Genomic DNA, 25,528 nt, shown 5'->3' on the forward strand with positions numbered 1-25,528 from the left:
ATGAAAGTACGCGCATCAGTAAAGACGATCTGTCGAAACTGTAAAATTGTTCGCCGCAAGGGTGTTGTTCGCGTTATTTGTAGCGTCGAACCTCGTCATAAGCAGCGGCAGGGCTAAGTAATACGGTTGGGGTTGATTTACAACCTCAGTACGGGTAGACTACTGCGCCTTTCGTGCGGTGGTTTCCTGTTACCGGTCATTGCTAGGCGTTGGAAGAATTAGGCTTAATTGGAGTAACCTGAATGGCTCGTATAGCAGGTGTCAACATACCAGATAACAAGCATGCTGTTATTTCGTTGACCTATATATTTGGCATTGGCCGCACTACTGCTAAAGCACTGTGTGCCAAAACTACTATCGCTGAAGATGCAAAGATCGGCGATTTATCTGAAGAGCAACTAGATGCGCTTCGCGGCGAGATTGCCAAAATGTCAGTAGAGGGCGACTTGCGTCGCGCTGTATCTATGAGCATTAAGCGTCTGCTGGATTTGGGCTGCTACCGCGGTCTGCGTCATCGTAAAGGCCTGCCGCTTCGCGGTCAGCGTACTAAGACTAATGCGCGTACGCGTAAAGGTCCACGTAAGCCGATCCGTAAGTAATTTAAAGGCAGTGATTCCTTTAGTGTAGCTACACCACTTGTGTAGTGTTGATATTAGAGATGGAAATAGAACATGGCCAAACCAGGCAAGCAACAAGCTCCACGGAAAAAGGTCAAAAAGACCGTCGTGGATGGTGTCGCACATATACATGCGTCATTTAACAATACGATTGTTACTATTACTGATCGTCAGGGTAATGCATTGAGCTGGGCTACGGCCGGCGGCAGTGGTTTCCGCGGCTCTCGTAAAAGTACACCTTTCGCTGCCCAGGTCGCTGCAGAGCGCGCTGGTAACGCTGCGAAAGATTACGGTTTAAAAAATCTTGATGTGCAAGTTAAAGGCCCCGGTCCAGGTCGCGAATCTGCGGTCCGCGCGCTGAACAATTGCGGTTACAAGATTACTAACATCACCGACGTGACGCCTATTCCGCACAATGGTTGCCGTCCTCCCAAGAAACGTCGCGTTTAATTAACAGTTGAGGAATACAGAAAATGGCTAGATATTTGGGCCCAAGCTGTAAATTATCCAGACGGGAAGGCACCGACCTGTTCCTGAAGAGTGGCGTACGTCCGCTGGATTCAAAGTGTAAAGCAGAAACTGCACCCGGTATGCACGGTGCACGTCGTGGTCGTCTATCTGACTACGGTGTTCAGTTGCGTGAAAAGCAAAAAGTACGTCGTATGTACGGTGTTCTTGAAAAGCAATTCCGCGCTTATTATGCAAAAGCTGCTCGTCGTAAAGGCGCAACTGGTGAGAACCTGCTGCAACTTTTAGAAAGCCGCTTAGACAACGTGGTATACCGCATTGGTTTTGGTTCTACTCGTGCCGAATCTCGTCAGTTGGTATCGCACAAGTCAGTACTGGTTAATGGCAAAACGGTAAACGTACCGTCTTACCAAGTTCAAGCTGGTGATGTAGTAAGTGTTCGCGAGAAAGCTAAGGCGCAATTGCGGATTCAGTCTGCGATTACTCTGGCCGCACAGCGCGGTGACTGCGCATGGATCGACATTAACGCCACTAAGATGGAAGGTGTTTTTAAGAGCGTGCCAGATCGTAGCGACTTGTCTTCAGAGATCAACGAACAATTGATCGTTGAGCTTTACTCGAAGTAAGTTAACCTCCGGACAAATCACTACAGGTGAATTATGCAAAGTGCTGTCAATGAATTTTTAACCCCGCGTGTCATCCAAGTTGAAGAATTTGGCCAGACTCGCGCGAAAGTGACCTTAGAACCGCTTGAGCGGGGATTTGGTCATACCCTGGGTAATGCCTTGCGCCGTATTTTGCTGTCTTCTATGCCGGGCTGTGCAATCACCGAAGTTGAGATTGACGGTGTATTGCATGAGTACAGTGCAATGGAAGGTGTGCAGGAAGATGTTATTGAAATCCTGCTTAACCTGAAAGAAGTTGCAGTAATCATGCACGGCAAAGATCAAGCAATTTTGAGCTTGAACAAAAAAGGCCCGGGTGTTGTTACTGCAGGTGATATCCAGACTGATCACGAAATCGAAATTGTTAACACCGATCACGTTATTGCTAACCTGAACGACGACGGCGAGATTAATATGCGTCTGACGATCGCTCGGGGTCGCGGTTACGTGCCGGCCGACGCTCGTGATAATGGCGAAGAAGAAACCCGCTCAATCGGTCGTCTTCAATTGGATGCCAGCTACAGCCCAATCAGTCGCGTAAGTTATGTGGTTGAGAGTGCTCGTGTTGAGCAGCGTACTGACTTAGATAAATTGGTTCTTGATTTAGAGACCAACGGTACGATTGATCCCGAAGAGGCGATTCGCCGCGCGGCAACCATACTTCAGCAGCAGCTGGCAGTATTCGTTGACCTTGAAAGCGAAGGTGAGAACGAGCCATCACGTGAAGAGAACGAAGTAGATCCTATTCTGCTGCGTCCGGTAGATGATTTAGAGCTGACAGTGCGCTCTGCCAACTGCCTGAAAGCAGAAAATATCTACTACATCGGTGATTTGGTGCAGCGCACAGAAGTTGAACTTCTGAAGACGCCAAACCTTGGTAAGAAGTCGCTGACCGAAATTAAAGACGTATTGGCATCGCGTGGTTTGTCTTTGGGTTTGCGCCTAGACAACTGGCCGCCAGCAAGTCTTAGAAACGACGACCGAGTACTCGCTTAATTTTAAGCAAGCAACTCTCGAATATTTTTTGCTGAGATAGCAACGTTTATTAAAGGAAAAAGCCATGCGTCATCGTCATAGTGGCCGTCAATTAAACCGTAATAGCTCACATCGTAAAGCGATGTTCCGCAATATGACGGCGTCGTTGGTAGAGCACGAAATGATTAAAACCACCTTGCCAAAGGCAAAGGAACTGCGCGGTTATGCAGAGCCTTTGATTACCCTTTCAAAGGTAGACAGTGTTGCTAACCGTCGTTTGGCTTTCGCCAGACTGCGTTGTAATGCTGCTGTTGGTAAGTTGTTTACTGACCTAGGTCCTCGTTACGAAGGCCGTCCGGGCGGTTATATCCGTATCATGAAGTGCGGTCTTCGCGCTGGTGATAAGGCGCCAATGGCTTATGTAGAATTGGTTGACCGTCCAGTAGCAGAAGAAGCTGACGACGAGTAAGTCTCGACGTAGCAAAAAAGCCGACTTTTTAAGTCGGCTTTTTTTTGTCTTAAAATTGGCTTTTGGTGTGCTGGGTCAGTCAAAGACCGACCCCGTCGCTATTAGGCGCTGCGCTGCTTGGCGAGCTTGAGAACGTCCGCAAGAAAATGTCCTGTGTGGGACTGGCTCATGGTAGCGATCTCTTCTGGGGTGCCTTCGGCGATAATCATGCCGCCACCGCTGCCGCCTTCAGGGCCGAGGTCCACGATCCAGTCTGCAGTCTTGATCACGTCGAGATTATGTTCGATAACGACGACGGTATTGCCGTGGTCTCGCAAGCGATGTAATACCGTAAGCAGTAATTGAATGTCCTCAAAATGCAGTCCGGTGGTGGGTTCATCAAGGATATATAAGGTCTTGCCGGTATCGCGCTTAGACAATTCCTTGGCGAGTTTCACGCGCTGCGCTTCGCCGCCAGATAGCGTGGTGGCGGCTTGACCCAAACGAATATAGCTTAAGCCAACGTCCATCAGGGTTTGCAGCTTTTTGCTGATCGACGGTACGTTTTCAAAAAAGGTGTTGGCGTCTTCTACGGTCATATCCAATACTTCGTGGATATTCTTGCCTTTGTAGACGATCTCCAGGGTTTCTCTGTTGTAGCGCTGGCTGCGGCAAACTTCACAGGCGACATAAATGTCGGGTAAGAAATGCATTTCTACCTTAGTGACGCCGTCGCCCTGACAGGCTTCACAGCGTCCGCCCTTTACGTTAAAACTAAAGCGGCCAACTTTATAGCCCCGCGAGCGCGCTTCTTGGGTGCCGGCAAAGAGTTCCCGAATTGGCGTAAATATGCCGGTATAGGTTGCCGGGTTCGAGCGAGGTGTACGACCAATCGGGCTCTGGTCAATGTCGATGCATTTATCGACTTGATCTAGGCCTGTCACGGCGCGATGGGGTGCAGGCGTTAAGGTTGTCGCGCCGTTGAGCACTGTCGCCGCCACCGGGTAGAGTGTGTGATTGATAAGTGTGGATTTGCCCGAGCCAGAAACACCAGTGACACAGGTCATTAGCCCTAGCGGGATAGTCAGGTCGACATCCCGTAAGTTATTGCCGGTTGCGCCTTCTATCCGCAGGCATTGATCTGGATTAACGGGATGGCGAATTTTTGGGATCGCGATTGCACGCTTACCGGATAAATATTGCCCGGTGAGGGATTCAGGGCTATTTAAAATATCTTCTATTTTGCCTTCCGCAATGACGCGGCCGCCGTGTACTCCGGCGCCAGGGCCGATATCGATAATGTGATCGGCGGTGCGAATGGCGTCTTCGTCGTGCTCAACCACAATGACGGTATTGCCAATATCGCGAAGGTGACGGAGGGTCTTTAAAAGTCGTTCATTGTCGCGCTGATGGAGGCCGATCGAGGGTTCGTCGAGAATATACATAACGCCGACGAGGCCCGCGCCAATCTGGCTAGCTAGGCGAATGCGCTGAGCTTCGCCGCCAGACAAGGTGTCGGCGCTGCGGTCTAGCGTAAGGTAGTTAAGACCAACGTCGACCAAAAAACGCAGGCGATCGTTAATTTCTTTCAGAATTTTTTCGGCTATCTGGCCGCGACGACCACTGAGCTCGAGCTCGGTAAAATATTCCCGCGCGGCGCCAACCGGCATGGCGGTAATTTCGGGCAGAGTATTGTCGAGAATAAAAACATTTCGCGCTTCTTTGCGTAACCGCGTGCCCGCGCAGTCTGGGCAGGATTGGGAGTTTAAAAATTTGCTCAATTCTTCGCGAACGGTTTGCGATTCGGTTTCTTTGTAGCGGCGATCCATATTGGGGATCACCCCCTCGAAGGGGTGCTTGCGCTGGAAGTTGTCGCCGCGGTCATTGATGTAAGTGAAGCTGATTTCTTCTGTGCCACTGCCGAACAGGATTTTTTGGCGGTGCTCATCGCTCAGTTCTTCAAAGGGCGCGTCTATGTCAAATCCATAATGCTCGGCAAGTGAGGTAAGCATATGGAAGTAGTAAACACTACGCCGATCCCAGCCACGAATCGCGCCGGTGGAAAGGCTGACATCAGGGTGTTGCACTATGCGGGAAGAGTCAAAAAATTGCTTAACGCCTAAACCATCGCAACTGCTGCAGGCACCTAGCGGGCTATTAAAGGAGAAGAGTCGGGGCTCGAGTTCGGATAGGCTGTAGCCGCAGTGGGGGCAGGCGAACTTTGACGAGAACGTTAATTCAGCTGCTTTGCCATTGTCCATGTCGGCAATGCTGGCGATACCGTCGGTGAGCTCTAGTGCGGTTTCAAAAGATTCGGCTAGGCGTTGGGTGAGGTCCTCGCGTACTTTAAAGCGGTCTACCACCACTTCGATGGTGTGCTTTTTGTTTTTGTCCAGCGTGGGTAAATCGTCTAAATCGGTGACTAAGCCATTGATGCGTGCGCGTACAAAACCCTGGCTGCGCAATTTTTCAAAGGTGTGAATATGTTCGCCTTTGCGATTTTGCACAATCGGCGCCAACATCATCAGCTTGCTGCCCTCGGGTAACGCTAATACTGTGTCGACCATCTGGCTGACGGTTTGCGCTGAAAGTGCCACATTATGGTCAGGGCAGCGGGGTTCGCCAGCGCGGGCAAAGAGCAGGCGCAAATAATCATAAATTTCGGTGATGGTGCCGACGGTTGAGCGTGGATTATGGGACGTCGATTTTTGCTCAATCGAGATGGCCGGTGACAGGCCTTCAATGTGGTCAACATCGGGCTTTTCCATCATTGACAAAAACTGTCGTGCGTAAGTCGACAAGGACTCAACGTAGCGGCGCTGACCTTCGGCGTAGAGCGTGTCAAAGGCGAGCGATGACTTGCCGGAACCGGACAGCCCGGTAATCACGACAAGTTTGTCGCGGGGTATATCAAGATCGATATTCTTTAGATTGTGGGTGCGGGCACCGCGGACGATAATCCGATCCATATATTTTCCCGGCCTAATAAACCGGACATTATACGACGTCGACACCATGCGGCGCAAAACAAGCTCGTTGCTAATATGTATGGTTTTTTGGCGGCAGCATAGCTGTTAGAATGGCGGCCAAACCCCTTAATTTTGTAGGATTTCCTCGCCCTTGAATCATCATTCGATGAGTGCAACTGAACTGCGCGCGATTGTATCCTTAGCAAGCCTGTATGCCTTTCGCATGCTTGGCTTGTTTATGCTGCTGCCGGTATTAAGTTTGTACGCGGCTGAATATGACTATAGCACGCCGGTACTGGTTGGCTTGGCCTTGGGTATTTACGGTCTGGGGCAGGCTGCTCTCCAGGTGCCGCTCGGCATGTTGTCGGACCGTATCGGTCGCAAACCGGTCATCATTAGCGGCTTATTATTGTTCATTGCTGGTGGTGTGGTGGCTGCCGGAGCCGATACTATTTTTGGTGTTATTGTCGGCCGTTTATTACAGGGCACTGGCGCTATAGCAAGTACCTTGACCGCGTTGCTCGCTGATCTTACTAGGGAGCAGCATCGAACAAAAGCCATGGCGGTGATTGGTATGAGCATTGGCGTGTCCTTCGCGGCTGCTATGGTGATAGGGCCGTTAATGGCTTCATGGCTTGGTGTTTCAGGCCTGTTTTTATGCACCTCAGTCCTTGCCGGTTTGGGTATTTTCATTACCTTATTTCTTGTACCGAACCCTGATGCTCAGCGCGTGGATGCTGACAGTCAGTCGCTGAGCGGAATGCTGGCGCGTTGCCTTAACGATCGCAACCTAATGCGCCTCAATCTCGGGATATTTAGTCTGCACGCTATTTTAATGGCGATATTCATCGCCGTGCCGGGAATTTTGGAGGAGCAGGGCTTGTCCCGTGATGCTCACTGGCAAGTGTATTTGCCGATGATGGTGGTGGCCTTTGTTGCCATGGTGCCTTTCATTATTATTGCCGAAACCAAAAATAAAATGCGGGAGGTGTTTTTACTTGGTATTGCCACTATTGTTTTAGCCTTGCTTGCCGCAGCGTGTTGGGGACAGCTTTTTACCCCTTTGCTTATTATCATTACCTTATTTTTTGTGGCATTTAATTTAATGGAGGCGTCGTTGCCCTCGCTAGTAAGCAAAACTGTTTACGCCGGAGGCAAAGGCACCGCCATGGGGGTGTATTCAACCTTTCAGTTTTTTGGCGCGTTCTGCGGCGGCGCGATTGGCGGCGGTTTATTTGGTCGCTGGGGTGCGAGTGCGGTTTTTGCCGGGGCCGCGATACTCGCCGGAGCGTGGTTGATTGCTGCTTGGGGAATGTCGGTTCCCCTCAAATCTGAGAGTATCGTTTTAAGCTGGCAGTTTGGGGCATGGGATGTAGCGGATATACGCCGTGAGGTTCTTGCCTTACCCGGCGCCTTGGATATTACGGTGCTGGAAGGCGAGCGTATTGCTTATTTGCAGGTAGGCAGTGATTTTGATTTGGCCAACTTGCCTGAAGGTCTGCAGCTGGGTAGCTAATGGCCGCTTTCGGCGGAATCCGGTATAGTGCAGTATCTGTTGCGGGCGTTGGTTCGCATCCATAGAAAAACAGGAGAGAACGCATGGCGCGTGGTATAAATAAAGTTATTTTGGTCGGAAATCTGGGCCAAGATCCCGAAACCCGTTACATGCCTTCTGGCGGCGCCGTGACCAATGTCACCATCGCAACAAGCGAAACGTGGAAAGACAAGCAGAGCGGCCAACCTCAGGAGCGCACCGAGTGGCACCGAGTCGTGTTTTTCAATCGCCTCGCCGAAATCGCTGGTGAGTATTTGAAAAAAGGCTCCAAAGTTTATGTGGAAGGGTCGCTGCGTACTCGCAAATGGCAGAATAAAGAAGGGGTGGATCAGTACACCACTGAAATAGTTGCAGCAGAAATGCAGATGCTCGATGGTCGCGGTGGCGCCGGCGGTGGTGCTTCTGGTGGCGCTAGCAATTACGATGATGGCGGCTATGGTCAGCAGCAAGCGCCTCAGGCCCAAGCTGCAGCGCCCGCGCCGCGTCGTGCGCCGCCTCCGCAGCAAAATCGTGCACCAGCAGCAGCGCCAGCGCAAAACCCGCCAGCAGGCTTTGACGACTTTGATGATGATATCCCGTTCTAGGATATACAATAGAGGTTTATGTAAAGTATCCACAAAAAAGCCCCACGTATTGGGGCTTTTTTGTGAGCTAAAGAGCGGTTGTAAGTGTGGTGTTAGGCTGATAATTTCTTGCGCATCAATGGCGCATTGAGTAATGTTGATGACTTTTCTGGCATTCTGAATCCTGTCATCTTTGCCATTCCCGCGGGTTTAGACGCCTGCTTTAACTGCTGAATTCTGTGATTTTTCTGTGAATGTAATTGTGATTTCTCGACCGGGCGCCTTGGTTACTGCACTGCTTAGTCAGTTTGCAGCGCGGGGGCGTGCGAGTATCAATGTGTCTTTTGATGAGGTGGCCGGACTCGGTGATGAATTGCTGCGCGGTGCGCTGGTGATTGATGCTGATGCGCTGAGCTTTTTGCAGCGTAATGTGGCATTTGCTAATGCTGAACATCAACGCTTGCTCGATCTGCGGCAGGCATTTTTGTCGCGCTGTCGAGTATTAGCTGTTCCGTATTTGTTGCTGAGTGATGGCAGGGTATTTGGTGCGCGTGGTGATGAGGGCATCACATTTTATGAGGCCGATAAACCAGATGCCAAGTGCATCGCTGGGGAGCAGTTCGCGACGGTGGAATGCGCGCTGGTTGCCAGCGAAGCGTCTGGCTTGGTGTTGCGCACCGGACCGTTGATTGCGGTACAAGAGGGCAATTTTCTCCGTGATTGTTTGCTAACTATGCGCGATGGCGAAACGCTGCGCTTAAACGATGCGCAGGTTTCCTATCCGACGCCGGTTGCTGATTTAGCGCGGGTAGTGTCGGGCCTGGTTGACCAAATTAGTTGTGGGGCGGTATGTGGTGGCGTGTATCACTATTGCAGTAGCGGCGGAGCCAGTGCCTATGAGTTTGCAGAAGTGGTGTGTGCTTTTGCGTCGCAATTTGTTGCGCCAATGGCGGGTTTAGAGGTCGACGAAGAGGGCGCAACATGGTGTCCTGAGGTGCCAGAGCTAAGCTGCGAGCGCATCTTGCAAGATTTTGGTATTAAGCGCTTGCCGTGGCGGGCGTATTTGCCGCGCATGATAAAAACCGTTTGTGAGGAGACGTCGAAATGAGTGCTAGTGCAGATTTGATCCCGTTGGGGATGGCGGTGCTGACGATTTCAGATACCCGCGACGAGAGTACGGACAGTTCGGGGCAATATTTAGTCGCTGCCCTCGGTGCTGCGGGTCACCATTTAATTGATAAGCAAATAGTTAAAGATGACGTCTATCAGATCCGCGCAACGGTGTCAGCCTGGATTGCAAACCCAAGCATTGAAGCGGTATTGCTCACCGGAGGGACGGGCTTCTCTGGTCGCGATTCAACGCCCGAGGCAGTGGCAGTGCTATTCGACAAGGTTATAGAGGGGTTTGGTGAGGTTTTTCGCTCGGTCTCTCTGCAAGAGATAGGTTCGTCAACCATCCAGTCGCGCGCTATTGCAGGGCTGGCGAATAATACGGTTATTTTTTGTATGCCGGGATCGACGGGTGCCTGTAAAACGGCGTGGCAATCCATTATTTGTGAGCAGCTTGATAGCCGTCATAGCCCCTGTAATTTTGTTGGGGTGTTAAAGACCCGTAAGGACGGAGGTCTTTAATCATGGCCTTGCGCTCTGTGGCTGAGGCACTGCACCAATTGTTGGCGGATGTGCCATTGTGGGGCGCTGAGTCGCGAAATTTAGCACAGGCGCAGGGCGCCATCCTAGCTGCTGATGTTTGTGCGCAAATTGATGTGCCGCCGTTGGATAATAGTGCCATGGATGGCTATGCACTGCGTCTGAGCGACCTAGGCGCGGGCGCATCGCTGCGAATCAGCCAGCGGATACCGGCAGGTGCCAATCCCTGCGCTCTGCAAGCGGGCACGGCTGCGCGAATATTCACTGGGGCGTCAATTCCTGCGGGCGCTGATACAGTTGTCGCGCAGGAAGACTGCGAGCTTGTTGGCGATATGCTTCAAGTGAATACCGTGCCACGCTTAGGGCAGCATATTCGACCCCGAGGCCAAGATATTGCCGCTGGGCAGCGAATACTGCTTAAAGGGCATCGATTATTGGCTGCGGATCTTGGTTTGTTGGCCTCGCTGGGAATTGCATCTGTTCGGGTCGGGCGTCGGCTGCGAGTAGCCTTAATGTCCACCGGTGATGAGTTGCGCGAGCCTGGTGAGGTGCTTGCCGCCGGGCAAATTTATAATTCTAATCGGCCAATGTTAGCCGCGCTGATTGCGTCGCTTGGTGCTGAGGTGGTTGATCTTGGAATTGTTGCCGATACGCCGGAGGCGACCAGAGATGCCTTGGTACGGGCAGCGGCAACCGCTGATGTGGTGATTTCCAGTGGTGGCGTGTCAGTTGGTGAAGAGGATCACGTCAAAAGCCAGGTTGAGGCTTTAGGGTCTTTGAGCTTATGGAAGCTGGCGATTAAACCGGGCAAGCCGCTAGCCTATGGTCGAGTAGCTGATGTGCCATTTTTTGGTCTACCGGGTAATCCGGTGTCGGGCTTCGTGACTTTCTGCCTGCTGGTGCGGCCCTATCTGCTAAAAATGCAGGGTGCGACCCAATTGCAGCCGCCGCAGTGGTCGGCACAGGCTCTATTTGACTGGCCGCGAGCAGGGTCTAGACAAGAATATTTGCGCGCTAGAGTGACACCGGGCGAAGCGGGTATGGAGGTTGAAATTCATTCGCAGCAAAGCTCTGGGGCGCTGTCATCGGTATCGTGGTGCAATGCCCTGGCGATTATCCCTATTGGTAAAACCTTGGGGCGTGGTGACCGTGTTGACGTGATTTTTTTGCGGGATATTTGCTAAGAGAATAATGCTGATGCATGCCGGTGAGGAGATACTTGCAGCGCATTGCGCTGCAAGCATCACTAGGCAGTTTTACGCCTGATAGCGCTGAAATACCAAGCTGGCGTTGGTGCCGCCAAAGCCAAAGCTATTCGACATAACCGTATTCAGCGTGACGTTGTCCTGACGGGTCAGTGCGATCGGCACGCCAGCTGCTTCGTCGTCAACCGTCTCAATATTGGCTGATGCAGCAATAAAATTATGCTTCATCATCAGTAGTGAGAAAATGGCTTCTTGCACGCCGGTTGCGCCTAATGAATGGCCAGCTAGGGATTTGGTGGAGCCTATTGTTGGAATGGTTTTGCCTTCATAGGCCTGTTTAACCGCCTTCAATTCCTGCATGTCACCCGCTGGCGTCGATGTGCCGTGAGAGTTGATGTAGTCAACATCGCCATCAACGCCCTGGAGCGCTTGGGCCATGCAGCGTGCCGCGCCTTCACCGCTTGGTGCGACCATGTCGTAGCCGTCAGAAGTAGCGCCGTAGCCGACGATCTCGCCGTATATCTTCGCGCCGCGAGCCTTGGCGTGCTCTAACTCTTCAAGCACGATCATACCTGCGCCGCCGGCAATAACAAAACCGTCGCGATTGGCGTCGTAGGGGCGAGATGCTTTCTCAGGAGTGTCGTTATATTTGGTTGATAGTGCGCCCATGGCGTCAAACAAGCAGCTTAAAGACCAGTGTTCTTCTTCGCCGCCACCAGCAAAAACCACATCTTGTTTGCCGAGCTGGATCAGCTCCATGGCATTGCCAATGCAGTGGGCACTGGTCGCGCAAGCCGAGGAAATTGAGTAGTTAACACCTTTGATTTTAAATGGTGTGGCCAGGCAAGCCGAAACCGTGCTGCCCATGGTTTGGGTAACGCGGTAGGGCCCAATGCGTTTTACACCGCGCTCGCGCAGCGTGTCGGCAGACTCAATGAGGTTGGCGGAAGACGCGCCGCCAGAGCCAGCAATAATGCCGGTGCGGACATTGCTAACCTGATCTTCTGTTAGGCCGGAGTCAGTAACCGCTTCCTGCATGGCGATATAGGCGTAGGCGGCGGCATCGCCCATAAAGCGCAGCTGCTTGCGGTCAATGCGTTCTTTAAGGTCGAGGTTTTTGATGGAGCCAGAAACTTGGCTGCGAAATCCTTTTTCCTTGTACTCTTCGTTGAACGCGATTCCCGACTTACCCTCTTGCAATGATGTGAGTACTTCTGCCAAATCATTGCCGATGCTGGAAACAATCCCCATACCGGTTACGACAACACGTTTCATCGGATACCTCATTATCTTATCTGTAGTATTAATTGGGTTTTCAGGAAATATTAGAAACTGGCGTCGTCTTTAAATAGGCCAACGCGCAAATCTTTTGCGGTGTAGATTACCTTGCCGTCAACTGCGACTTCGCCATCGGCTATGCCTAATATAAGCTTGCGTTCAATAAGGCGCTTATAGTTCAGGGTGTAGGTGACAAGCTTGGAGTCGGGCAGTATTTGGCCGGTGAATTTTACTTCGCCCGCGCCGAGTGCACGGCCTTTGCCGCTATTGCCGCGCCAACCAAGGTAAAAACCAACCAGCTGCCACATTGCGTCAAGGCCCAAGCAGCCGGGCATTACAGGGTCGCCTTTAAAGTGGCAGTCAAAGAACCAGAGGTCTGGATTGATATCGAGTTCGGCCACTAACACGCCTTTGTCGTAGCTGCCGCCTTCCGTGCTAATGTGGGTAATCCGGTCTACCATTAGCATATTATCTACGGGGAGCTTGGGATTACCGGGACCAAATAATTTGCCGTGTCCGCAGTCGATGAGTTCTTCTTTGGTAAAGCTATTTTGATGGATTAGAGACATGAGGCCATAGTTTCAGTTTGAAAATGTAGCGCTTATCTTAGCACGAAGGTTTTGGCTGGCACATTAAAATGTCAACATTGGCGTGATGCTTGCTGTCATTGAGTTGTCATACAAAGGCGATAAAAGAGCGGTGCTTGCCAAGCGTCGCAGCTGTTGGGAGAATACCGCAGCGTTAACATTCGTTAAAAGGATTCGGGATGGCTCCCGACAGTACTTCAGGAAATATTATGATTCGAAAATGTCTATTCCCCGTCGCCGGTTACGGCACGCGCTTTCTTCCCGCAACCAAATCCATGCCCAAGGAAATGCTGCCCATCGTCAACAAGCCTCTCGTGCAGTATGGCGTAGAGGAGGCGATTCAGGCGGGTTTAAAAGAAATCGCCCTGGTCACCGGTCGCGGGAAGCGCGCAATTGCGGATCATTTTGATATTAGTTACGAGTTAGAAAACCAAATAGCGGGAACGAGCAAGGAGCGCTATCTCGACTGTATTCGCAATGTGCTTAATGAAGGCACGTTTATGATGACCCGTCAGCGCGAAATGAAAGGTCTGGGTCACGCAATTTTGACCGGCGAATGCTTGATTGGTGATGAGGCTTTTGGCGTGATTTTGTCAGATGATTTATGCCTCAACCAAGAAGATGATGGCGTTATGGCGCAAATGGTGGCGCTGTATAAGCAGTTTCGCTGCAGCATTGTTGCGATTCAAGAAGTGCCAATGGAAGAGATTGAAAAATATGGGGTCATTGCGGGTGAGGAAATGGGCGATGGCTTGTACCGCGTTAGTTCCATGGTAGAAAAGCCCAAGCCAGAAGACGCACCAACCAATATGGCGGTTATTGGTCGCTATATTTTAACGCCGGATATTTTCGATATTTTGCGTAACACTCCGCCAGGTAAAAACGGCGAAGTTCAGTTGACTGATGCGCTAATGACACAGGCGCAAAATGGCTGTGTACTCGCTTATAAGTTCCGCGGCAAGCGTTTTGACTGTGGTAGCGTGCCGGGCTTTATTGAGGCGACCAACTACGTTTACGAGAATGTTTATAGCGAGGCCTCGTCGTGAGCAGTAGTGAGATAACGTGCTTTAAAGCTTATGACGTGCGCGGTCGTATTCCCGATCAGCTAAACGAAGATATTGCCTATCGAATTGGCCGCGCTTTTGCCGAGGTGATACAGCCGAAGAAAGTTGTGGTTGGTCATGATATTCGCTTAAGCAGTGAGTCGATTAAAGGTGCCCTGACCGAAGGCCTGCGCGACGCGGGTGTGGATGTTTACGATATTGGTTTGTGCGGAACGGAAGAAATTTATTTCGCCACCTCCCATGCCGAAATGGATGGTGGTATTGCCGTTACTGCAAGCCATAACCCTAAAGACTATAACGGCATGAAGTTTGTGCGTGAAGGCTCCAAGCCCATCAGTGGAGACACTGGTCTTTTCGACATTAAAGCGCTGGCCGAGAAAAACGAGTTTGCGCCAGTCGCAACACGCGGCAGCCTTCAGGCCTTAGATACGTCGTCCGCCTATGTTGAACATCTACTGAGCTATGTTGATGTCGAATCGTTAAAGCCGCTAAAAATTGTGGTTAATGCTGGCAATGGCGGGGCTGGTCGCGTTGTTGATTTGCTGGAAGCGTATCTCCCCTTTGAATTTATTCGGGTTCATCATGAGGCTGACGGCAACTTCCCAAACGGGGTGCCTAATCCACTATTGATTGAAAACCGTCAGCCCAGTATTGATGCAATAAAAGAGCATGGCGCTGATTTGGGTGTGGCATGGGATGGCGATTTTGACCGCTGTTTTTTCTTCGATGAAACCGGTGATTTTATCGAGGGATATTACGTGGTTGGCTTATTGGCCGAGGCATTTTTGCTGAAAAATCCCGGCGAAAAAATCGTCCACGATCCACGCTTAACCTGGAATACCATTGCCATTGTTGAGGAGGCTGGCGGTAGCGCTGTGCAGTGCAAGACCGGCCATGCATTTATCAAAGAGCGGATGCGCATCGAGAACGCGGTATACGGTGGCGAGATGAGTGCCCACCACTATTTTCGCGACTTCGCTTTTTGTGACAGCGGCATGATTCCCTGGTTGTTGGTAACGCAGCTGATGTCGGTGAAGTCCGCGAGCTTGTCGTCATTGGTTGAACAGCGAGTCGCTTTATTCCCTTGCAGCGGAGAAATAAATCGCGAAGTAGCCGACGCTAAAGCGGTGATTGCGGCGATTCAGGCGCATTACACTCCTTTGGCGGCGGCAGTAGATTTTACCGACGGCTTAAGTATGAGCTTTGACGGCTGGCGTTTTAATGTGCGGATGTCCAATACCGAACCGGTGGTGCGCCTCAACGTTGAGAGTGATGGTGACATACCATTAATGGAAGCGAAAACCGCTGAGTTATTGGCAATGCTGTAAATCAATTCTTGATGATTGAGTATGCAATAAAGGCGCCTCCCGGCGCCTTTATTGCATCTGCTACTTGCTTAAAATTTACGCGTCTTGAGCTTGTCGAAAAAGGGCAATGAGTTGGCTAGTCGACGAATCTAGAGTGGCCGTATCGTCACCACTTAAGCTAGCCATAAGCGTTTGGCTTATCTGTTTCCCCAGCTCAACTCCCCATTGATCGAAAGGGTTAATGCCCCACATAAAACTTGTGGCAAATAGGCGGTATTCATAGAGGGCGATGAGCGCGCCGAGGCTTTCGGCGTCAAGCTTGTTCATTAAAATAGTGGTGCTAGGGCGGTTGCCGGGCATGGCTTTGTGCTGTGCGAGCTGCCGGGCGGCGCTGGCATCCATGCCACTGGCGATTAAATCTTTTTCGATGTCGGCGGCGGCTTGGCCTTGCATTAACACTAGGCTCTGACTGAAGCAGTTGGCGATTAATGCTTGATGTTGCTCGCCAATCGGGTTGTGCGAGCTTAGGCTGGCAATAAAATCACAGGGAATCGCGTCGCTGCCTTGATGGAGGAGTTGATGAAAGGAGTGCTGGCCATTGGTGCCCTCGGTGCCCCAGATAACGCCGCCGGTTGCGCCAGCGGTTGGGCTGCCATCTGCCTTGACGGATTTTCCCGCGCTCTCCATAAATAATTGCTGCAAATAAATAGGCAGCAATTTTAGATGATGCTCATAGGGCAGTACCGCGTGTGACGTCATGCCCCAGGCGTTGCGGTACCATACATCTAGCATGCCTAAGATGAGTGGGATATTGCTTTCTAGGGGCTGGCTGGCAACGTGCTGATCTACCGCGTAGCCACCTTTGAGTAGGGCGCGGAAGCTGTCCATGCCAGCGCATAAGGCAATGGCGAGGCCAAAGCCTGACCATACCGAAAATCGGCCACCAACCCACTCGGGAACGGGAATGATTAATTCTTCGCTAATGCCAAACGCCTTGGCGGCTTCGGGCTTAGAGCTTACTGCCATAAAGTGGGCGTCGACGTCGCGGGTGCCGAGCGCGGATTGTAGCCAGGCTCGTGCGGTCTGAGCATTACAACGGGACTCTTGGGTGCCGAAGGATTTTGAGGCGACAATGAATAAGGTGGTTTCGGCGGGTACGCGAGCCAGTATCTCGGTCATCACGCTAGGGTCGATATTGGCGGCGAAGTGGGGCCGCAAGGTGTTGGGGTGCTGGTTGCTTAGGGCGTCGCATACTAAGCGCGGGCCGAAGTCTGAGCCGCCAATGCCAATATTGACAACATCGGTAAAGGTTTGTCCGGTGCTGCTGCGGTGAGTGCCCGCGTGGATTGCGGTGACCAGTGCTTCCATTTTGCGATACATGGCGTCAATCGCGGGGTCATGCGCCGCGCTTGTGTCACTGCTGGCCCAGCGCCGCAGGCACGGGTAGTTTGCCGAGCGATCCTCGGTGTTATTGAGCTTGGCGCCAGCGCGTAAGGCATCGAGTTGTTGTGGCACGCCGCGTTGGTGGGCGAGTGTGCACAAGGTGGAGAGAATGCCGGTATCCAGGTGATGCTTGGCGAAATCGACAAATAAGGGGCCGACGTGCCCGCTAAAGGTGCTGGCGCGTAGAGGATCGAGCTTGAATCGGTTTTTAAGTGGGGTGTTGGCGGCGTTGCGAGCGAGTTCGGTCAGCTGTGTCTGTAAATCAAGATCACTTAGTTTGGCTGATGCCTGGTCTACAGCTGTGCTCAAAATAACTCCTCGGATATCCGTTTCGGTGCGCGCCAGTTTTTCCATCTCGGCGATAAGTACTGAAATTGTAACGGCTTATTGGGGAGATTGTAATCCGCCGGAGCGTCGCTTTGGTGAGAAACTTAGCTGCGGCGAGAAAGGGCGATTTCAGTCAGTTCTTCAAGCGCGGTGCGGTAGGGGCTGGGCTGCAGGCTATTGAGTGCGGCGAGTGCCGCGTCGGTGTAGCGCTTGGCTGCGGCATGGCAATAGTCGAGTGCCCCGCAGTGCTTAACGGCATCGACAATGGCCTCGAGCTGCTCGGCAGATTTGCGGCTAATGGCGTCTCGCACTAGCTGCTTGTGCTTGTCGCTGCCATTTTCGAGTAAATAAATTAGCGGCAGTGTCGGCTTGCCTTCGGCGAGATCGTCGCCGACGTTTTTGCCGGTTTCGGCTGGATCGCCTTCGTAGTCGAGAATGTCGTCAATGAGTTGAAAGGCGATGCCAAGATTTATGCCGTAGTCGTGCAGCGCATCTTGCTGCTCCGGTTTGTCGCTGAGAATGGCGGCGCCACTGCAGGCCGCACCAAATAAGACGGCGGTTTTACTGCGAATGACCTCGAAGTAGGTGGCTTCACTGGTGTCGGGGTTACCCGCGCGGGTCAGTTGCAGTACTTCGCCTTCCGCGACGGTATTGGTTGTGTCAGAAAGTAGGCCCATTAAGGGGAAGCTGCCAATCTGCACTAAAATTTGAAAGGCGCGGGAATAAAGAAAGTCACCAACGAGGACACTGGGCGCGTTGCCCCAATTGGCGTTGGCAGTTGGGCGGCCGCGGCGCAGGGCGGAGATGTCAACAACATCATCGTGAAGCAGGGTGGCGGTGTGGATAAACTCAATAACCGCGGCCAATTGCAGGTGCTTTTCGCTAATTTGGCCAATGGCGCCAGCACTGAGCAAGCTCAGTAATGGGCGCAGGCGTTTGCCTCCAGCATCGACGATATAGTGGCCGATGTTTTCCACGAGGGGCACATTAGAATGCAGTTGTTCGATGATGAAGTCATTGACGGCGACGAATTCGCTGTCCACGACCTGTCTAATCTGTTGCATGGTGGCAAGGAGTCGTCTGGCGGAGTCGGCTGGCATCGTATGAGCGCAGCCGCTAGCTGTCAAGGTCTAGGCGTCACTTGTGATTGCGGGTATTGTGTATTTTTTTAAAACTGCGTACAATTCGCGCCCCTGAAGCAAAACCGTGCGGCCCCTTAATGGTTAAGTGGTGGTGACGGTGCCTGGACTTGTCCCGGCGTGTTGTAGCTAGGCCCTATTTCGATATTGGTCTCGATACGAACGCTCGGCCGAAACAAACTATTGCAAGCAGGCTCTTGGAGATATAAACATGTACGCAGTGATTGAAAGCGGTGGTAAGCAGCACCGTGTTATTGAGGGCGAAACCCTCAAGCTAGAAAAAATTGAAGTTGCCACTGGCGAAAGTTTGACCTTCGATAAAGTGTTGATGGTTAAGACCGGTGACGATCTAAAAATTGGCGCGCCATATGTTGAGGGCGGTAAAGTGACTGCGGAAGTAATTGCGCAAGGTCGTCACGCCAAGGTGAAAATTGTTAAGTTTCGCCGTCGGAAGCACAGCATGAAGCAAGCTGGTCACCGTCAGTGGTTCACCGAAGTGAAAATCACTGGTATCAGTGCTTAAGGAATTAGGAGAGACTCATGGCTCACAAGAAAGCTGGTGGTAGTACTCGTAACGGACGCGACTCGCAGAGTAAGCGTCTGGGCGTAAAACGTTTTGGTGGTCAGGTAGTTAGTGCAGGTAGCATTATTATTCGTCAGCGCGGAACTCGTTTCCACGCCGGTGAAAATGTTGGTTGTGGTACTGATCACACTCTGTTTGCTAAGGCAGACGGTGTAGTGAAGTTTGAGGTTAAAGGTCCCAAGAGCCGCAAGTATATTAGTATAGTTGCAGCGTAAACCTCGCGGTGATCTTGAAGGCCTCGTCTATTGACGGGGCTTTTTTGTTTCTGTAGATAGGTTTTTCGGTATATTCATTTTATTTGGTTGGCGCGGTAATGAAATTTGTAGATGAGGCAGTAATTCGAGTTGAAGCAGGTCGCGGTGGCAACGGCTGTCTCAGTTTTCGGCGGGAAAAATTTATCCCTTGGGGCGGCCCTGATGGCGGCGACGGTGGTGATGGCGGCAGCGTGATTTTGCGCGCCAATCCCTCTATGAATACCTTGGTCGATTTTCGTTTTGTAAAATCCTATACCGCGCGCCCTGGCGAGGGTGGTCGCGGCGCTAATTGCCGCGGTCGCAGCGCTGAAGATTTGGTGCTAGATGTGCCGGTCGGCACCACGATTGTTGACGAGGACACCCTTGAGGTGTTGGGCGACTTGGTCTCGGCTGGCGATGAGCTTAAGGTCGTGCAGGGTGGTTTTCACGGTCTGGGTAATACCCGTTTTAAATCCAGCACTAACCGCGCCCCGCGCCAATTTACACGGGGTAGCGATGGCGAAATTCGCAACCTGCGCCTGGAGCTAAAAGTGCTCGCCGATGTCGGTTTGTTGGGTATGCCCAATGCCGGTAAGTCGACATTTATTCGCGCAGTGTCTTCGGCTAAGCCTAAGGTTGCCGACTATCCGTTCACCACCTTGGTGCCGAACTTGGGTGTGGTGCGGGTGCAGCAGCACCAGAGTTTTGTTATTGCCGATATTCCTGGTCTGGTTGAGGGCGCGGCTGAGGGCGCTGGCTTGGGGATTCGCTTTCTCAAGCATTTAACCCGTACCCGCCTGTTGTTGCATTTGGTGGATATGGCGCCCTACGACGAGACCTTGCCCCAAGACGCGGTGGCGATTATTGCAAAAGAGTTGGGTCGCTTTAGTCCGACGCTGGCGAATCGTGAGCGTTGGCTGGTGCTGAATAAGTTGGATTTGATCCCTGAGGATGAGCGCGAGGCGCGTTGTCAGGAAGTGGTTGATGCCTTGGGTTGGACTGGGCCAGTTTATAAGGTCTCTGCCATAACGGGCGCGAACACCAAGTCGCTATGCCAAGATATTCTGCAGTTTGTTGAGGCGCAGGCGGAGTTGTTGGCGACCGACAGTGAGGCTGCTGAGCGTGAGCGCGATATTCAGGATGCCATGCAGTCTGAAGCGCGGGAGCGTATTCAGGCGCTGGCAGATAAGCGCCGCTCGGAGCGTCGCGCCGCTGGCGATACCGATGATTACGACGACGATGAAGATGACGATCACGATGTTGAAGTGGTTTACCGGCCCTGAGGTGAAGAAGCTTGTCTGATAAGCGGCAAAGTTTACGCGCTTGTAAGCGCGTCGTGGTTAAGATCGGCTCGGCCCTGCTCACCAATGATGGTCGTGGTCTCTGTGTAGAGGGCTTGGATGCTTGGGTGGCGCAGATCGCCGCCCTGCGTGCTGACGGCCGCGAGGTGGTATTGGTGTCCTCGGGTGCAGTGGCTGAGGGTATGACTCGTCTAGGTTGGAAAGAGCGGCCTGACGATCTCCATAAATTACAGGCTGCGGCTGCTGTTGGGCAAATGGGTTTGGTTCAAGCCTATGAGCAGCGCTTTCGCACCCATAATCTGCAAACTGCGCAAATCCTGTTGGGTCACGACGATATCTCGGCTCGGGACCGCTATCTCAATGCCCGTGGCACGCTGCTAACTCTGCTTGAGTTGGGTGTGGTGCCGGTGGTTAATGAAAACGATACCGTGGTTACTGACGAAATTCGCTTTGGTGATAACGATACCCTTGCTGCGTTAGTGGCTAATTTAATTGACGCCGACACCTTGGTGATCTTAACGGATCAGCGCGGCTTGTTTGCTGAGGATCCTCGTAAGAACCCCGCGGCAGAGTTGATTTCAGTAGCCGATGTGGCTGATGGCAAGCTCGACGTGATGGTGGGTGGTAGTGCCGGCGTTTTGGGTCGCGGCGGTATGCTGACCAAGTTGCGGGCGGCGCGCCTTGCTTCGCGCTCGGGTGCGAATACAGTGATTGTTGGTGGTCGCGAAGGCCGAGTCTTGGATCGAGTATTTGCTGGAGAAGACTTGGGTACGCTGCTCTTGTCTGGTCAGCGGCCTATTGCGGCGCGGAAGAAGTGGTTGGCGGGGCAATTGCAGTTGCGCGGCAAGCTTCAGCTCGATGATGGCGCGGTGCGTGTATTGCGTCAGCAGGGTCGTAGCTTATTGCCCGTGGGGGTGGTGGCGGTGAGCGGTCAGTTTGCCCGTGGCGACCTTGTTATGTGTGTTGATGCTGAGGGTAATGAGGTTGCGCGGGGTTTGGTTAATTACAATACTGAGGACGCCCGCAAACTTTTGGGTTTGTCGAGTGCGCGTATTGCTGAGGCGCTGGGCTATATTGCTGAGCCTGAGTTAATACATCGGGATAATTTGTTGGTCAGTTGATGTGGGGTGGCAGGCTTGGCTTGCGCATAATGCTGGACGGGAGATGGTAGACGCTAAGATAAAGGCGGATGCGAGTCCCGGGTGTTGAGCGGTCGTCTGTGTTAGGTGGATTTAAATTTTAGCCAATAAAAAACCCGCGCTTGGCGGGTTTTTTATTGGCTAAATCAAAAGCGAATTAAGCGGCTGCGCTCATTGCTTTGATTTTGCTGTTCAAGCGGCTCTTATGACGAGCAGCTTTGTTCTTGTGCAGAATGCCTTTGTCCGCCATGCGGTCAATAACAGAAACTGCAGATACGTAAGCAGTCTTGGCAGCATCTTGATCGCCAGAAGCGATTGCGACCAGCACTTTCTTTAAGTATGTGCGTACCATTGAGCGCAGGCTGGCGTTATGCGTACGACTTTTTTCCGCCTGACGTGCGCGCTTTTTAGCTTGTGGAGAATTCGCCACCCTTATAACTCCTTGAAACCTAGTACTGAAAATTTAGGCCGGGAATTATTCCTGTTTACCACTGTGTTGTCAATAGGGTGTGGGCCTAAAGGCAGAATAATTCATTGTGTGCCGGTAGCCTATAAAAGCCGCTGGACGGCAATCATTACCCAGCAGCTCAAGCACAGCAGCATACTTAGCATCACCGCGGCCGAGCCGAGATCTTTGGCTTGGCCGGACAGTGGGTGTAGCTCGGTACTGATTCGGTCGACAATGGCCTCGATCGCTGAGTTGAGTAGTTCAACAACGATAACAATGACCACGCTGCCAATCAGTAGCGCTCTTTCGCTAGCGTTGGTGCCAAGCCATAGTGAAAGAGGTAGCAAAAGTGCGGCGAGGGCAATTTCCTGTCGGAATGCCACCTCGTGCCGCCAGGCCGCGCGCAGCCCCTTAAGCGAGTATCTGTAGGCATCGAGGACGTGGGCCACTCCGGTACGGCTCGGTTTGTTCATCATGAAGTGTGTCGATCTCTATTGTGGCGCAGTGGCAATTGGCGTGACTAATCAGTGTACAATGCAGCACGTTAAATTAAATGATCTATCGCCGCTGCGTAGCTGCGCGAGCTTGTAATACTTGTTGTAACAATAGTGTAAATTCTAACGATGACAATTGAGCGTAAATTAATTTACCCCAAATATTGGCCGGTTTGGCTGGGTGTTGGCGTGCTGTGGCTGTTGGCGCACCTGCCTCGGCGTATGAGTTATGCCTTGGGTGCGGGTATTGGTAATTTATTCTATCGCTTTGCTGGCGATCGACGTCACACCTGCGAAACAAATTTTCGCTTGTGTTTCCCGGCATTAAACGACGCTGATCGAGATGACCTTATTCGCAGGACCATGCGCAATCAAGGGGTTGGTTTAATGGAGACCCTGCGAGTTTGGTTTTTGGCGCCAGACAAGCTCGATGTTGGTTTTGAGTTGGTGGGCGGGGAGCATCTGGAGATTGGTGAAGATGGTCTGGGCATCATTGTATTGGGCACCCATTTTACGTCGCTTGATGTGTGCGGTACCTTGATAGGCTATCGCTACCCTGCTGATTCCTTTTATCGCAAACATAAAAACCCAGTGTTCGAATATATTTTGAGCCGCTCACGTGGGCGTTACGGTGAACCTATACATCGCCGAGATATTAAGCGCGCCTTGCGGCGCTTGCGTGAAGGACGGCGGTTATACTACCTGCCGGATCAAGACTACGGTCGTAAGTCCGCCGAGTTTGTGCCGTTTTTTGGCGTTATGGCGGCCACGACTATCGGTACTAGTACTCTGGCCAAGGGCGGTCGGGCGCGGGTGGTGTTTGCCCAGCAGCAGCGCTTGCCAGGCGGGCGAGGTTATCGGGTGGAGATAATCCCGATGAGTAACTTTCCCAGCGGTGATCCCGCAGCGGATGCGCGGGCCATAAATGCGCTGCTGGAAGACAATATTCGTATGGTGCCAGACCAATATATGTGGGTGCATCGCCGCTTTAAGACTCGCCCAGAAGGCGAGGCGGGGGTTTACTGATGGCGGCATTGCAGGTGTGGGTGCTTACCGACGGCAGGCTTGGTCATCTCAATCAGCTCAAGGGTTTAGTGGCACGCTTGCAAGCGAAGGCGGCGCTTGCTGTGTCTTGGCTGAATATCGCAGAGCAGGGATTCTCCTACACTAGTCGCACTGGTTTGCAGGCGCAGTTTGGCTGCAAGCAATCGCCAGACTGGATCATTGGCGCAGGCAGCCGCACGCACCTGCCTCTGTTATGGCTTAAATGGTTTGTTGGTGGTAAAACGCTGGTGTTAATGCGACCGAGCTGGCCGCTATTTTTGTTTGACGCAGTTTGCATGCCTCGTCACGACGCGCCGCCAAAGCGCCAAAATGTACTGGCAACAGAGGGAGTGATGAATCACATTGTGCCGGTTACCGAGGGGCGAAATTCTGCCCAGGGTTTGATCTTGCTCGGCGGTATTAATAAGCATTTTGCTTGGGATAACGACGCTGTTTTGGCGCAAGTGCAGCAAATTGCTGCTGCGTCGCCGGGGGTGGCGTGGCTGGTGTCTGATTCGCCGCGCACTCCTGCCGATTTGTTGGCGAAAGTGGCGGAACTCGATGTGGCAAATATTGAGACCATTCCCTATCAGCAAACCGCGGCCGGTTGGCTGCAGGCTAATTTGGCGGCGGTAGGTCAGGCGTGGGTGAGCTGTGACAGCGTATCCATGGTCTACGAAAGCATTAGTTCTGGCGCGCCTACAGGCTTGCTGAGCCTGCCGCCGCTGCGGGAGTCTCGTGTCACTAAGAGTATGGGGCAGGTCTTGGCTGCCCGCTTGGCCTCGGATTTTGAAACTGCAAATTTACATCAAGTCTTGCCAGAAGCGGCCTACCCGTTATGGGAGGCTGACCGCGCGGCGGATTGGTTATTGACATTACACGGGAGCGTTTGAGCGCATGGCTGATCAAAGTCCGCCCTTAAAAATTGTGCAAGTTTTGCCGGCGCTAAACTCCGGTGGCGTAGAGCGCGGCACCGTGGAGTTGGCCAGAGAGCTGGTGCGCGGGGGCCATCAGTCGGTGGTGATATCTGCGGGAGGGCGAATGGTTGAAGGGCTGGTTGCCGAAGGTAGCGAGCATATAACAATGCCCGTGCATCGCAAGTCACTCATGTCGTTATTGCAGGTGCGGCCAATGCGTCGCTTATTAGCCGAGCTGCAAGCCGATATTGTGCATGTCCGTTCGCGCGCCCCAGCGTGGATTGTGTGGCTCGCTTGGCGGCGTATGAACCCCGCTACCCGACCGAAGTTGGTCAGTACTTTTCATGGTATGTACTCGGTTAACTTCTATAGTGCAGTGATGGCCCGCGCCGAGCATATGATTGCTATTTCTGATTGCGTTAAAAAATACATGCGCAGCAATTACCATGTGCCAGAGGAAAGAATCACCTTGATACCGCGAGGGCTGGACCCGGCCGCGTTTAATCGCGACGCTTGCAGTGCGCAGTGGAGAGCGGAGTTGTATGCGGCTTATCCTGAGCTGCAAGGTAAACATATTGTTCTGATGCCGGGGCGGCTGAGCCGCTGGAAAGGCCAAGAGGCTTTTTTAGATATGATGGCGCGTCTGGTGAGTCTGCGGCAGGACTGTCACGGCGTGGTGGTGGGTGATGCCGAGCCGGGTAAGCAGCATTACTTTGAAGAGTTGTTGGCTAAGCGCGACGAGTTAGGCTTAAGCGATAAGGTCACTTTTGTTGGGCACCGCAGCGATATTCCGGCATTTTACGCACTGGCAGCGGTGACTTGCCATATGTCTAATAAAGAAGAACCCTTTGGACGAACCGTACCGGAGTCTTTGGCTACCGGTACGCCGGTGGTGGCCTTTGATCGCGGTGGCGCAAGTGAATCTTTAAATGCGGGCTTTCCTCAGGGTTTGGTGCCGGCAGATGATATTGTGGCCTTTGCGGTTCGGGTTGACGATTTAATCGACGCCGATGCGGAAATTAAGCTGCCAGAAAGTTATTATTTGAGTAGTCAGTTGGCCAGTACCCTTGGTGTGTATCGGCGTTTAATAGCGCAGCGTTAAGACGAGG

Annotated in this window: 27 protein-coding genes; 20 read left to right on the plus strand and 7 right to left on the minus strand. The window is 52.4% G+C overall.

Going from position 1 to position 25,528, the window contains the following annotated elements; translation table 11 throughout:
* From rpmJ to rplQ, 6 genes are all read left to right on the plus strand, one after another.
* Complete coding sequence (gene rpmJ / locus AZF00_RS19045) at positions 1-117, plus strand: 50S ribosomal protein L36 (protein ID WP_008248307.1); 117 nt, start codon at positions 1-3, stop codon at positions 115-117.
* 125 nt (positions 118-242) lie between these two features.
* Positions 243-599, plus strand: coding sequence for a 30S ribosomal protein S13 (gene rpsM / locus AZF00_RS02245; RefSeq protein WP_008248303.1), 357 nt, complete (start codon positions 243-245; stop codon positions 597-599).
* Between the two features lie 72 nt (positions 600-671).
* Entirely contained in the window at positions 672-1,067 is a 396-nt protein-coding gene (rpsK, locus tag AZF00_RS02250; protein ID WP_008248301.1) for a 30S ribosomal protein S11, read from the plus strand.
* A 23-nt stretch (positions 1,068-1,090) separates the two neighbouring features.
* Positions 1,091-1,711 (plus strand): 30S ribosomal protein S4, encoded by a 621-nt coding sequence (rpsD, locus tag AZF00_RS02255; RefSeq protein WP_008248299.1) that lies wholly within the window; start codon positions 1,091-1,093, stop codon positions 1,709-1,711.
* A gap of 33 nt (positions 1,712-1,744) precedes the next feature.
* Positions 1,745-2,746 carry a DNA-directed RNA polymerase subunit alpha gene (locus AZF00_RS02260; protein WP_008248297.1) on the plus strand — a complete coding sequence of 334 codons (1,002 nt, stop codon included), beginning with the start codon at positions 1,745-1,747 and terminating at the stop codon, positions 2,744-2,746.
* Between the two features lie 64 nt (positions 2,747-2,810).
* Positions 2,811-3,194: a 50S ribosomal protein L17 gene (gene rplQ / locus AZF00_RS02265; protein WP_008248288.1), complete on the plus strand. Its 384-nt coding sequence runs from the start codon at positions 2,811-2,813 to the stop codon at positions 3,192-3,194.
* Between the two features lie 101 nt (positions 3,195-3,295).
* Here the strand turns inward: rplQ and uvrA are convergent, their stop codons facing one another.
* Complete coding sequence (uvrA, locus tag AZF00_RS02270; RefSeq protein ID WP_062382923.1) at positions 3,296-6,142, minus strand: excinuclease ABC subunit UvrA; 2,847 nt, start codon at positions 6,140-6,142, stop codon at positions 3,296-3,298.
* A 151-nt stretch (positions 6,143-6,293) separates the two neighbouring features.
* On the opposite strand from uvrA, the gene AZF00_RS02275 reads away from it, so the two are divergent.
* From AZF00_RS02275 to AZF00_RS02295, 5 genes are all read left to right on the plus strand, one after another.
* Positions 6,294-7,658, plus strand: a complete 1,365-nt coding sequence (locus tag AZF00_RS02275; RefSeq protein WP_231856181.1) for an MFS transporter — start codon at positions 6,294-6,296, stop codon at positions 7,656-7,658.
* Positions 7,659-7,741: 83 nt separating this feature from the next.
* Positions 7,742-8,281 (plus strand): single-stranded DNA-binding protein, encoded by a 540-nt coding sequence (gene ssb / locus AZF00_RS02280; protein ID WP_062382930.1) that lies wholly within the window; start codon positions 7,742-7,744, stop codon positions 8,279-8,281.
* Between the two features lie 229 nt (positions 8,282-8,510).
* Positions 8,511-9,368, plus strand: coding sequence for a sugar nucleotide-binding protein (locus AZF00_RS02285; RefSeq protein WP_062382932.1), 858 nt, complete (start codon positions 8,511-8,513; stop codon positions 9,366-9,368).
* Complete coding sequence (gene moaB / locus AZF00_RS02290; protein WP_062382935.1) at positions 9,365-9,892, plus strand: molybdenum cofactor biosynthesis protein B; 528 nt, start codon at positions 9,365-9,367, stop codon at positions 9,890-9,892. The genes AZF00_RS02285 and moaB overlap by 4 nt, the downstream gene beginning before the upstream one ends.
* A gap of 2 nt (positions 9,893-9,894) precedes the next feature.
* On the plus strand, positions 9,895-11,094 hold the full coding sequence (locus tag AZF00_RS02295) for a molybdopterin molybdotransferase MoeA (RefSeq protein ID WP_062382938.1): 1,200 nt from the start codon (positions 9,895-9,897) through the stop codon (positions 11,092-11,094).
* Positions 11,095-11,166: 72 nt separating this feature from the next.
* Here AZF00_RS02295 and fabB read toward each other — a convergent pair whose 3' ends face one another.
* Positions 11,167-12,390 (minus strand): beta-ketoacyl-ACP synthase I, encoded by a 1,224-nt coding sequence (gene fabB, locus AZF00_RS02300; RefSeq protein WP_008248257.1) that lies wholly within the window; start codon positions 12,388-12,390, stop codon positions 11,167-11,169.
* A 50-nt stretch (positions 12,391-12,440) separates the two neighbouring features.
* Positions 12,441-12,962 (minus strand): bifunctional 3-hydroxydecanoyl-ACP dehydratase/trans-2-decenoyl-ACP isomerase, encoded by a 522-nt coding sequence (gene fabA, locus AZF00_RS02305; protein WP_008248255.1) that lies wholly within the window; start codon positions 12,960-12,962, stop codon positions 12,441-12,443.
* Positions 12,963-13,189: 227 nt separating this feature from the next.
* Between fabA and galU the strand changes: the two genes are divergently transcribed.
* Both galU and AZF00_RS02315 read left to right on the plus strand, forming a co-directional pair.
* Positions 13,190-14,026, plus strand: a complete 837-nt coding sequence (galU, locus tag AZF00_RS02310) for a UTP--glucose-1-phosphate uridylyltransferase GalU (protein WP_062382940.1) — start codon at positions 13,190-13,192, stop codon at positions 14,024-14,026.
* Positions 14,023-15,372, plus strand: coding sequence for a phosphohexomutase domain-containing protein (locus AZF00_RS02315; RefSeq protein ID WP_062382942.1), 1,350 nt, complete (start codon positions 14,023-14,025; stop codon positions 15,370-15,372). Before galU ends, AZF00_RS02315 begins: the two co-directional genes overlap by 4 nt.
* A 75-nt stretch (positions 15,373-15,447) precedes the next feature.
* Here AZF00_RS02315 and pgi read toward each other — a convergent pair whose 3' ends face one another.
* Together pgi and AZF00_RS02325 are read right to left on the minus strand one after the other, a co-directional pair.
* Complete coding sequence (pgi, locus tag AZF00_RS02320) at positions 15,448-17,103, minus strand: glucose-6-phosphate isomerase (protein WP_197465706.1); 1,656 nt, start codon at positions 17,101-17,103, stop codon at positions 15,448-15,450.
* A gap of 122 nt (positions 17,104-17,225) precedes the next feature.
* Positions 17,226-18,185: a polyprenyl synthetase family protein gene (locus AZF00_RS02325; protein ID WP_062384810.1), complete on the minus strand. Its 960-nt coding sequence runs from the start codon at positions 18,183-18,185 to the stop codon at positions 17,226-17,228.
* A gap of 286 nt (positions 18,186-18,471) precedes the next feature.
* Between AZF00_RS02325 and rplU the strand changes: the two genes are divergently transcribed.
* The 4 genes from rplU (at position 18,472) to proB (ending at position 21,498) form a co-directional block, all read left to right on the plus strand.
* Positions 18,472-18,783, plus strand: coding sequence for a 50S ribosomal protein L21 (gene rplU / locus AZF00_RS02330; protein WP_008248242.1), 312 nt, complete (start codon positions 18,472-18,474; stop codon positions 18,781-18,783).
* A gap of 17 nt (positions 18,784-18,800) precedes the next feature.
* Entirely contained in the window at positions 18,801-19,058 is a 258-nt protein-coding gene (gene rpmA, locus AZF00_RS02335; protein WP_008248239.1) for a 50S ribosomal protein L27, read from the plus strand.
* Positions 19,059-19,156: 98 nt separating this feature from the next.
* A complete protein-coding gene (gene cgtA / locus AZF00_RS02340) occupies positions 19,157-20,359 on the plus strand; it encodes an Obg family GTPase CgtA (protein ID WP_062382946.1) in 1,203 nt (400 codons plus the stop codon).
* Positions 20,360-20,370: 11 nt separating this feature from the next.
* On the plus strand, positions 20,371-21,498 hold the full coding sequence (gene proB / locus AZF00_RS02345) for a glutamate 5-kinase (RefSeq protein WP_062382949.1): 1,128 nt from the start codon (positions 20,371-20,373) through the stop codon (positions 21,496-21,498).
* Between the two features lie 175 nt (positions 21,499-21,673).
* Here the strand turns inward: proB and rpsT are convergent, their stop codons facing one another.
* Positions 21,674-21,946 carry a 30S ribosomal protein S20 gene (rpsT, locus tag AZF00_RS02350; protein WP_008248230.1) on the minus strand — a complete coding sequence of 91 codons (273 nt, stop codon included), beginning with the start codon at positions 21,944-21,946 and terminating at the stop codon, positions 21,674-21,676.
* A 119-nt stretch (positions 21,947-22,065) separates the two neighbouring features.
* On the minus strand, positions 22,066-22,440 hold the full coding sequence (locus AZF00_RS02355; RefSeq protein WP_062382952.1) for a diacylglycerol kinase: 375 nt from the start codon (positions 22,438-22,440) through the stop codon (positions 22,066-22,068).
* 147 nt (positions 22,441-22,587) lie between these two features.
* On the opposite strand from AZF00_RS02355, the gene lpxL reads away from it, so the two are divergent.
* Genes lpxL through AZF00_RS02370 form a run of 3 tightly spaced genes read left to right on the plus strand, consistent with a single transcriptional unit; the run spans position 22,588 to position 25,521 of the window.
* Positions 22,588-23,484 carry an LpxL/LpxP family Kdo(2)-lipid IV(A) lauroyl/palmitoleoyl acyltransferase gene (gene lpxL, locus AZF00_RS02360; RefSeq protein WP_062382955.1) on the plus strand — a complete coding sequence of 299 codons (897 nt, stop codon included), beginning with the start codon at positions 22,588-22,590 and terminating at the stop codon, positions 23,482-23,484.
* On the plus strand, positions 23,484-24,395 hold the full coding sequence (locus AZF00_RS02365; protein ID WP_062382958.1) for a mitochondrial fission ELM1 family protein: 912 nt from the start codon (positions 23,484-23,486) through the stop codon (positions 24,393-24,395). Before lpxL ends, AZF00_RS02365 begins: the two co-directional genes overlap by 1 nt.
* Positions 24,396-24,399: 4 nt before the next feature.
* On the plus strand, positions 24,400-25,521 hold the full coding sequence (locus AZF00_RS02370) for a glycosyltransferase family 4 protein (protein ID WP_062382961.1): 1,122 nt from the start codon (positions 24,400-24,402) through the stop codon (positions 25,519-25,521).
* The last annotated feature ends 7 nt before the right edge of the window (positions 25,522-25,528 follow it).

This window comes from Zhongshania aliphaticivorans, assembly GCF_001586255.1.
Lineage (GTDB): Bacteria > Pseudomonadota > Gammaproteobacteria > Pseudomonadales > Spongiibacteraceae > Spongiibacter > Spongiibacter aliphaticivorans.

What these genes read in the sequence shown, in the direction of transcription:
- rpmJ (WP_008248307.1), top strand. Translation starts at nt 1, where the DNA reads ATGAAAGTACGCGCATCAGTAAAGACGATCTGTCGAAACTGTAAAATT.
- rpsM (WP_008248303.1), top strand. Translation starts at nt 243, where the DNA reads ATGGCTCGTATAGCAGGTGTCAACATACCAGATAACAAGCATGCTGTT.
- rpsK (WP_008248301.1), top strand. Translation starts at nt 672, where the DNA reads ATGGCCAAACCAGGCAAGCAACAAGCTCCACGGAAAAAGGTCAAAAAG.
- rpsD (WP_008248299.1), top strand. Translation starts at nt 1,091, where the DNA reads ATGGCTAGATATTTGGGCCCAAGCTGTAAATTATCCAGACGGGAAGGC.
- AZF00_RS02260 (WP_008248297.1), top strand. Translation starts at nt 1,745, where the DNA reads ATGCAAAGTGCTGTCAATGAATTTTTAACCCCGCGTGTCATCCAAGTT.
- rplQ (WP_008248288.1), top strand. Translation starts at nt 2,811, where the DNA reads ATGCGTCATCGTCATAGTGGCCGTCAATTAAACCGTAATAGCTCACAT.
- uvrA (WP_062382923.1), bottom strand. Translation starts at nt 6,142, where the DNA reads ATGGATCGGATTATCGTCCGCGGTGCCCGCACCCACAATCTAAAGAAT.
- ssb (WP_062382930.1), top strand. Translation starts at nt 7,742, where the DNA reads ATGGCGCGTGGTATAAATAAAGTTATTTTGGTCGGAAATCTGGGCCAA.
- moaB (WP_062382935.1), top strand. Translation starts at nt 9,365, where the DNA reads ATGAGTGCTAGTGCAGATTTGATCCCGTTGGGGATGGCGGTGCTGACG.
- AZF00_RS02295 (WP_062382938.1), top strand. Translation starts at nt 9,895, where the DNA reads ATGGCCTTGCGCTCTGTGGCTGAGGCACTGCACCAATTGTTGGCGGAT.
- fabB (WP_008248257.1), bottom strand. Translation starts at nt 12,390, where the DNA reads ATGAAACGTGTTGTCGTAACCGGTATGGGGATTGTTTCCAGCATCGGC.
- fabA (WP_008248255.1), bottom strand. Translation starts at nt 12,962, where the DNA reads ATGTCTCTAATCCATCAAAATAGCTTTACCAAAGAAGAACTCATCGAC.
- galU (WP_062382940.1), top strand. Translation starts at nt 13,190, where the DNA reads ATGATTCGAAAATGTCTATTCCCCGTCGCCGGTTACGGCACGCGCTTT.
- AZF00_RS02325 (WP_062384810.1), bottom strand. Translation starts at nt 18,185, where the DNA reads ATGCAACAGATTAGACAGGTCGTGGACAGCGAATTCGTCGCCGTCAAT.
- rplU (WP_008248242.1), top strand. Translation starts at nt 18,472, where the DNA reads ATGTACGCAGTGATTGAAAGCGGTGGTAAGCAGCACCGTGTTATTGAG.
- rpmA (WP_008248239.1), top strand. Translation starts at nt 18,801, where the DNA reads ATGGCTCACAAGAAAGCTGGTGGTAGTACTCGTAACGGACGCGACTCG.
- cgtA (WP_062382946.1), top strand. Translation starts at nt 19,157, where the DNA reads ATGAAATTTGTAGATGAGGCAGTAATTCGAGTTGAAGCAGGTCGCGGT.
- AZF00_RS02355 (WP_062382952.1), bottom strand. Translation starts at nt 22,440, where the DNA reads ATGATGAACAAACCGAGCCGTACCGGAGTGGCCCACGTCCTCGATGCC.
- lpxL (WP_062382955.1), top strand. Translation starts at nt 22,588, where the DNA reads ATGACAATTGAGCGTAAATTAATTTACCCCAAATATTGGCCGGTTTGG.
- AZF00_RS02365 (WP_062382958.1), top strand. Translation starts at nt 23,484, where the DNA reads ATGGCGGCATTGCAGGTGTGGGTGCTTACCGACGGCAGGCTTGGTCAT.
- AZF00_RS02370 (WP_062382961.1), top strand. Translation starts at nt 24,400, where the DNA reads ATGGCTGATCAAAGTCCGCCCTTAAAAATTGTGCAAGTTTTGCCGGCG.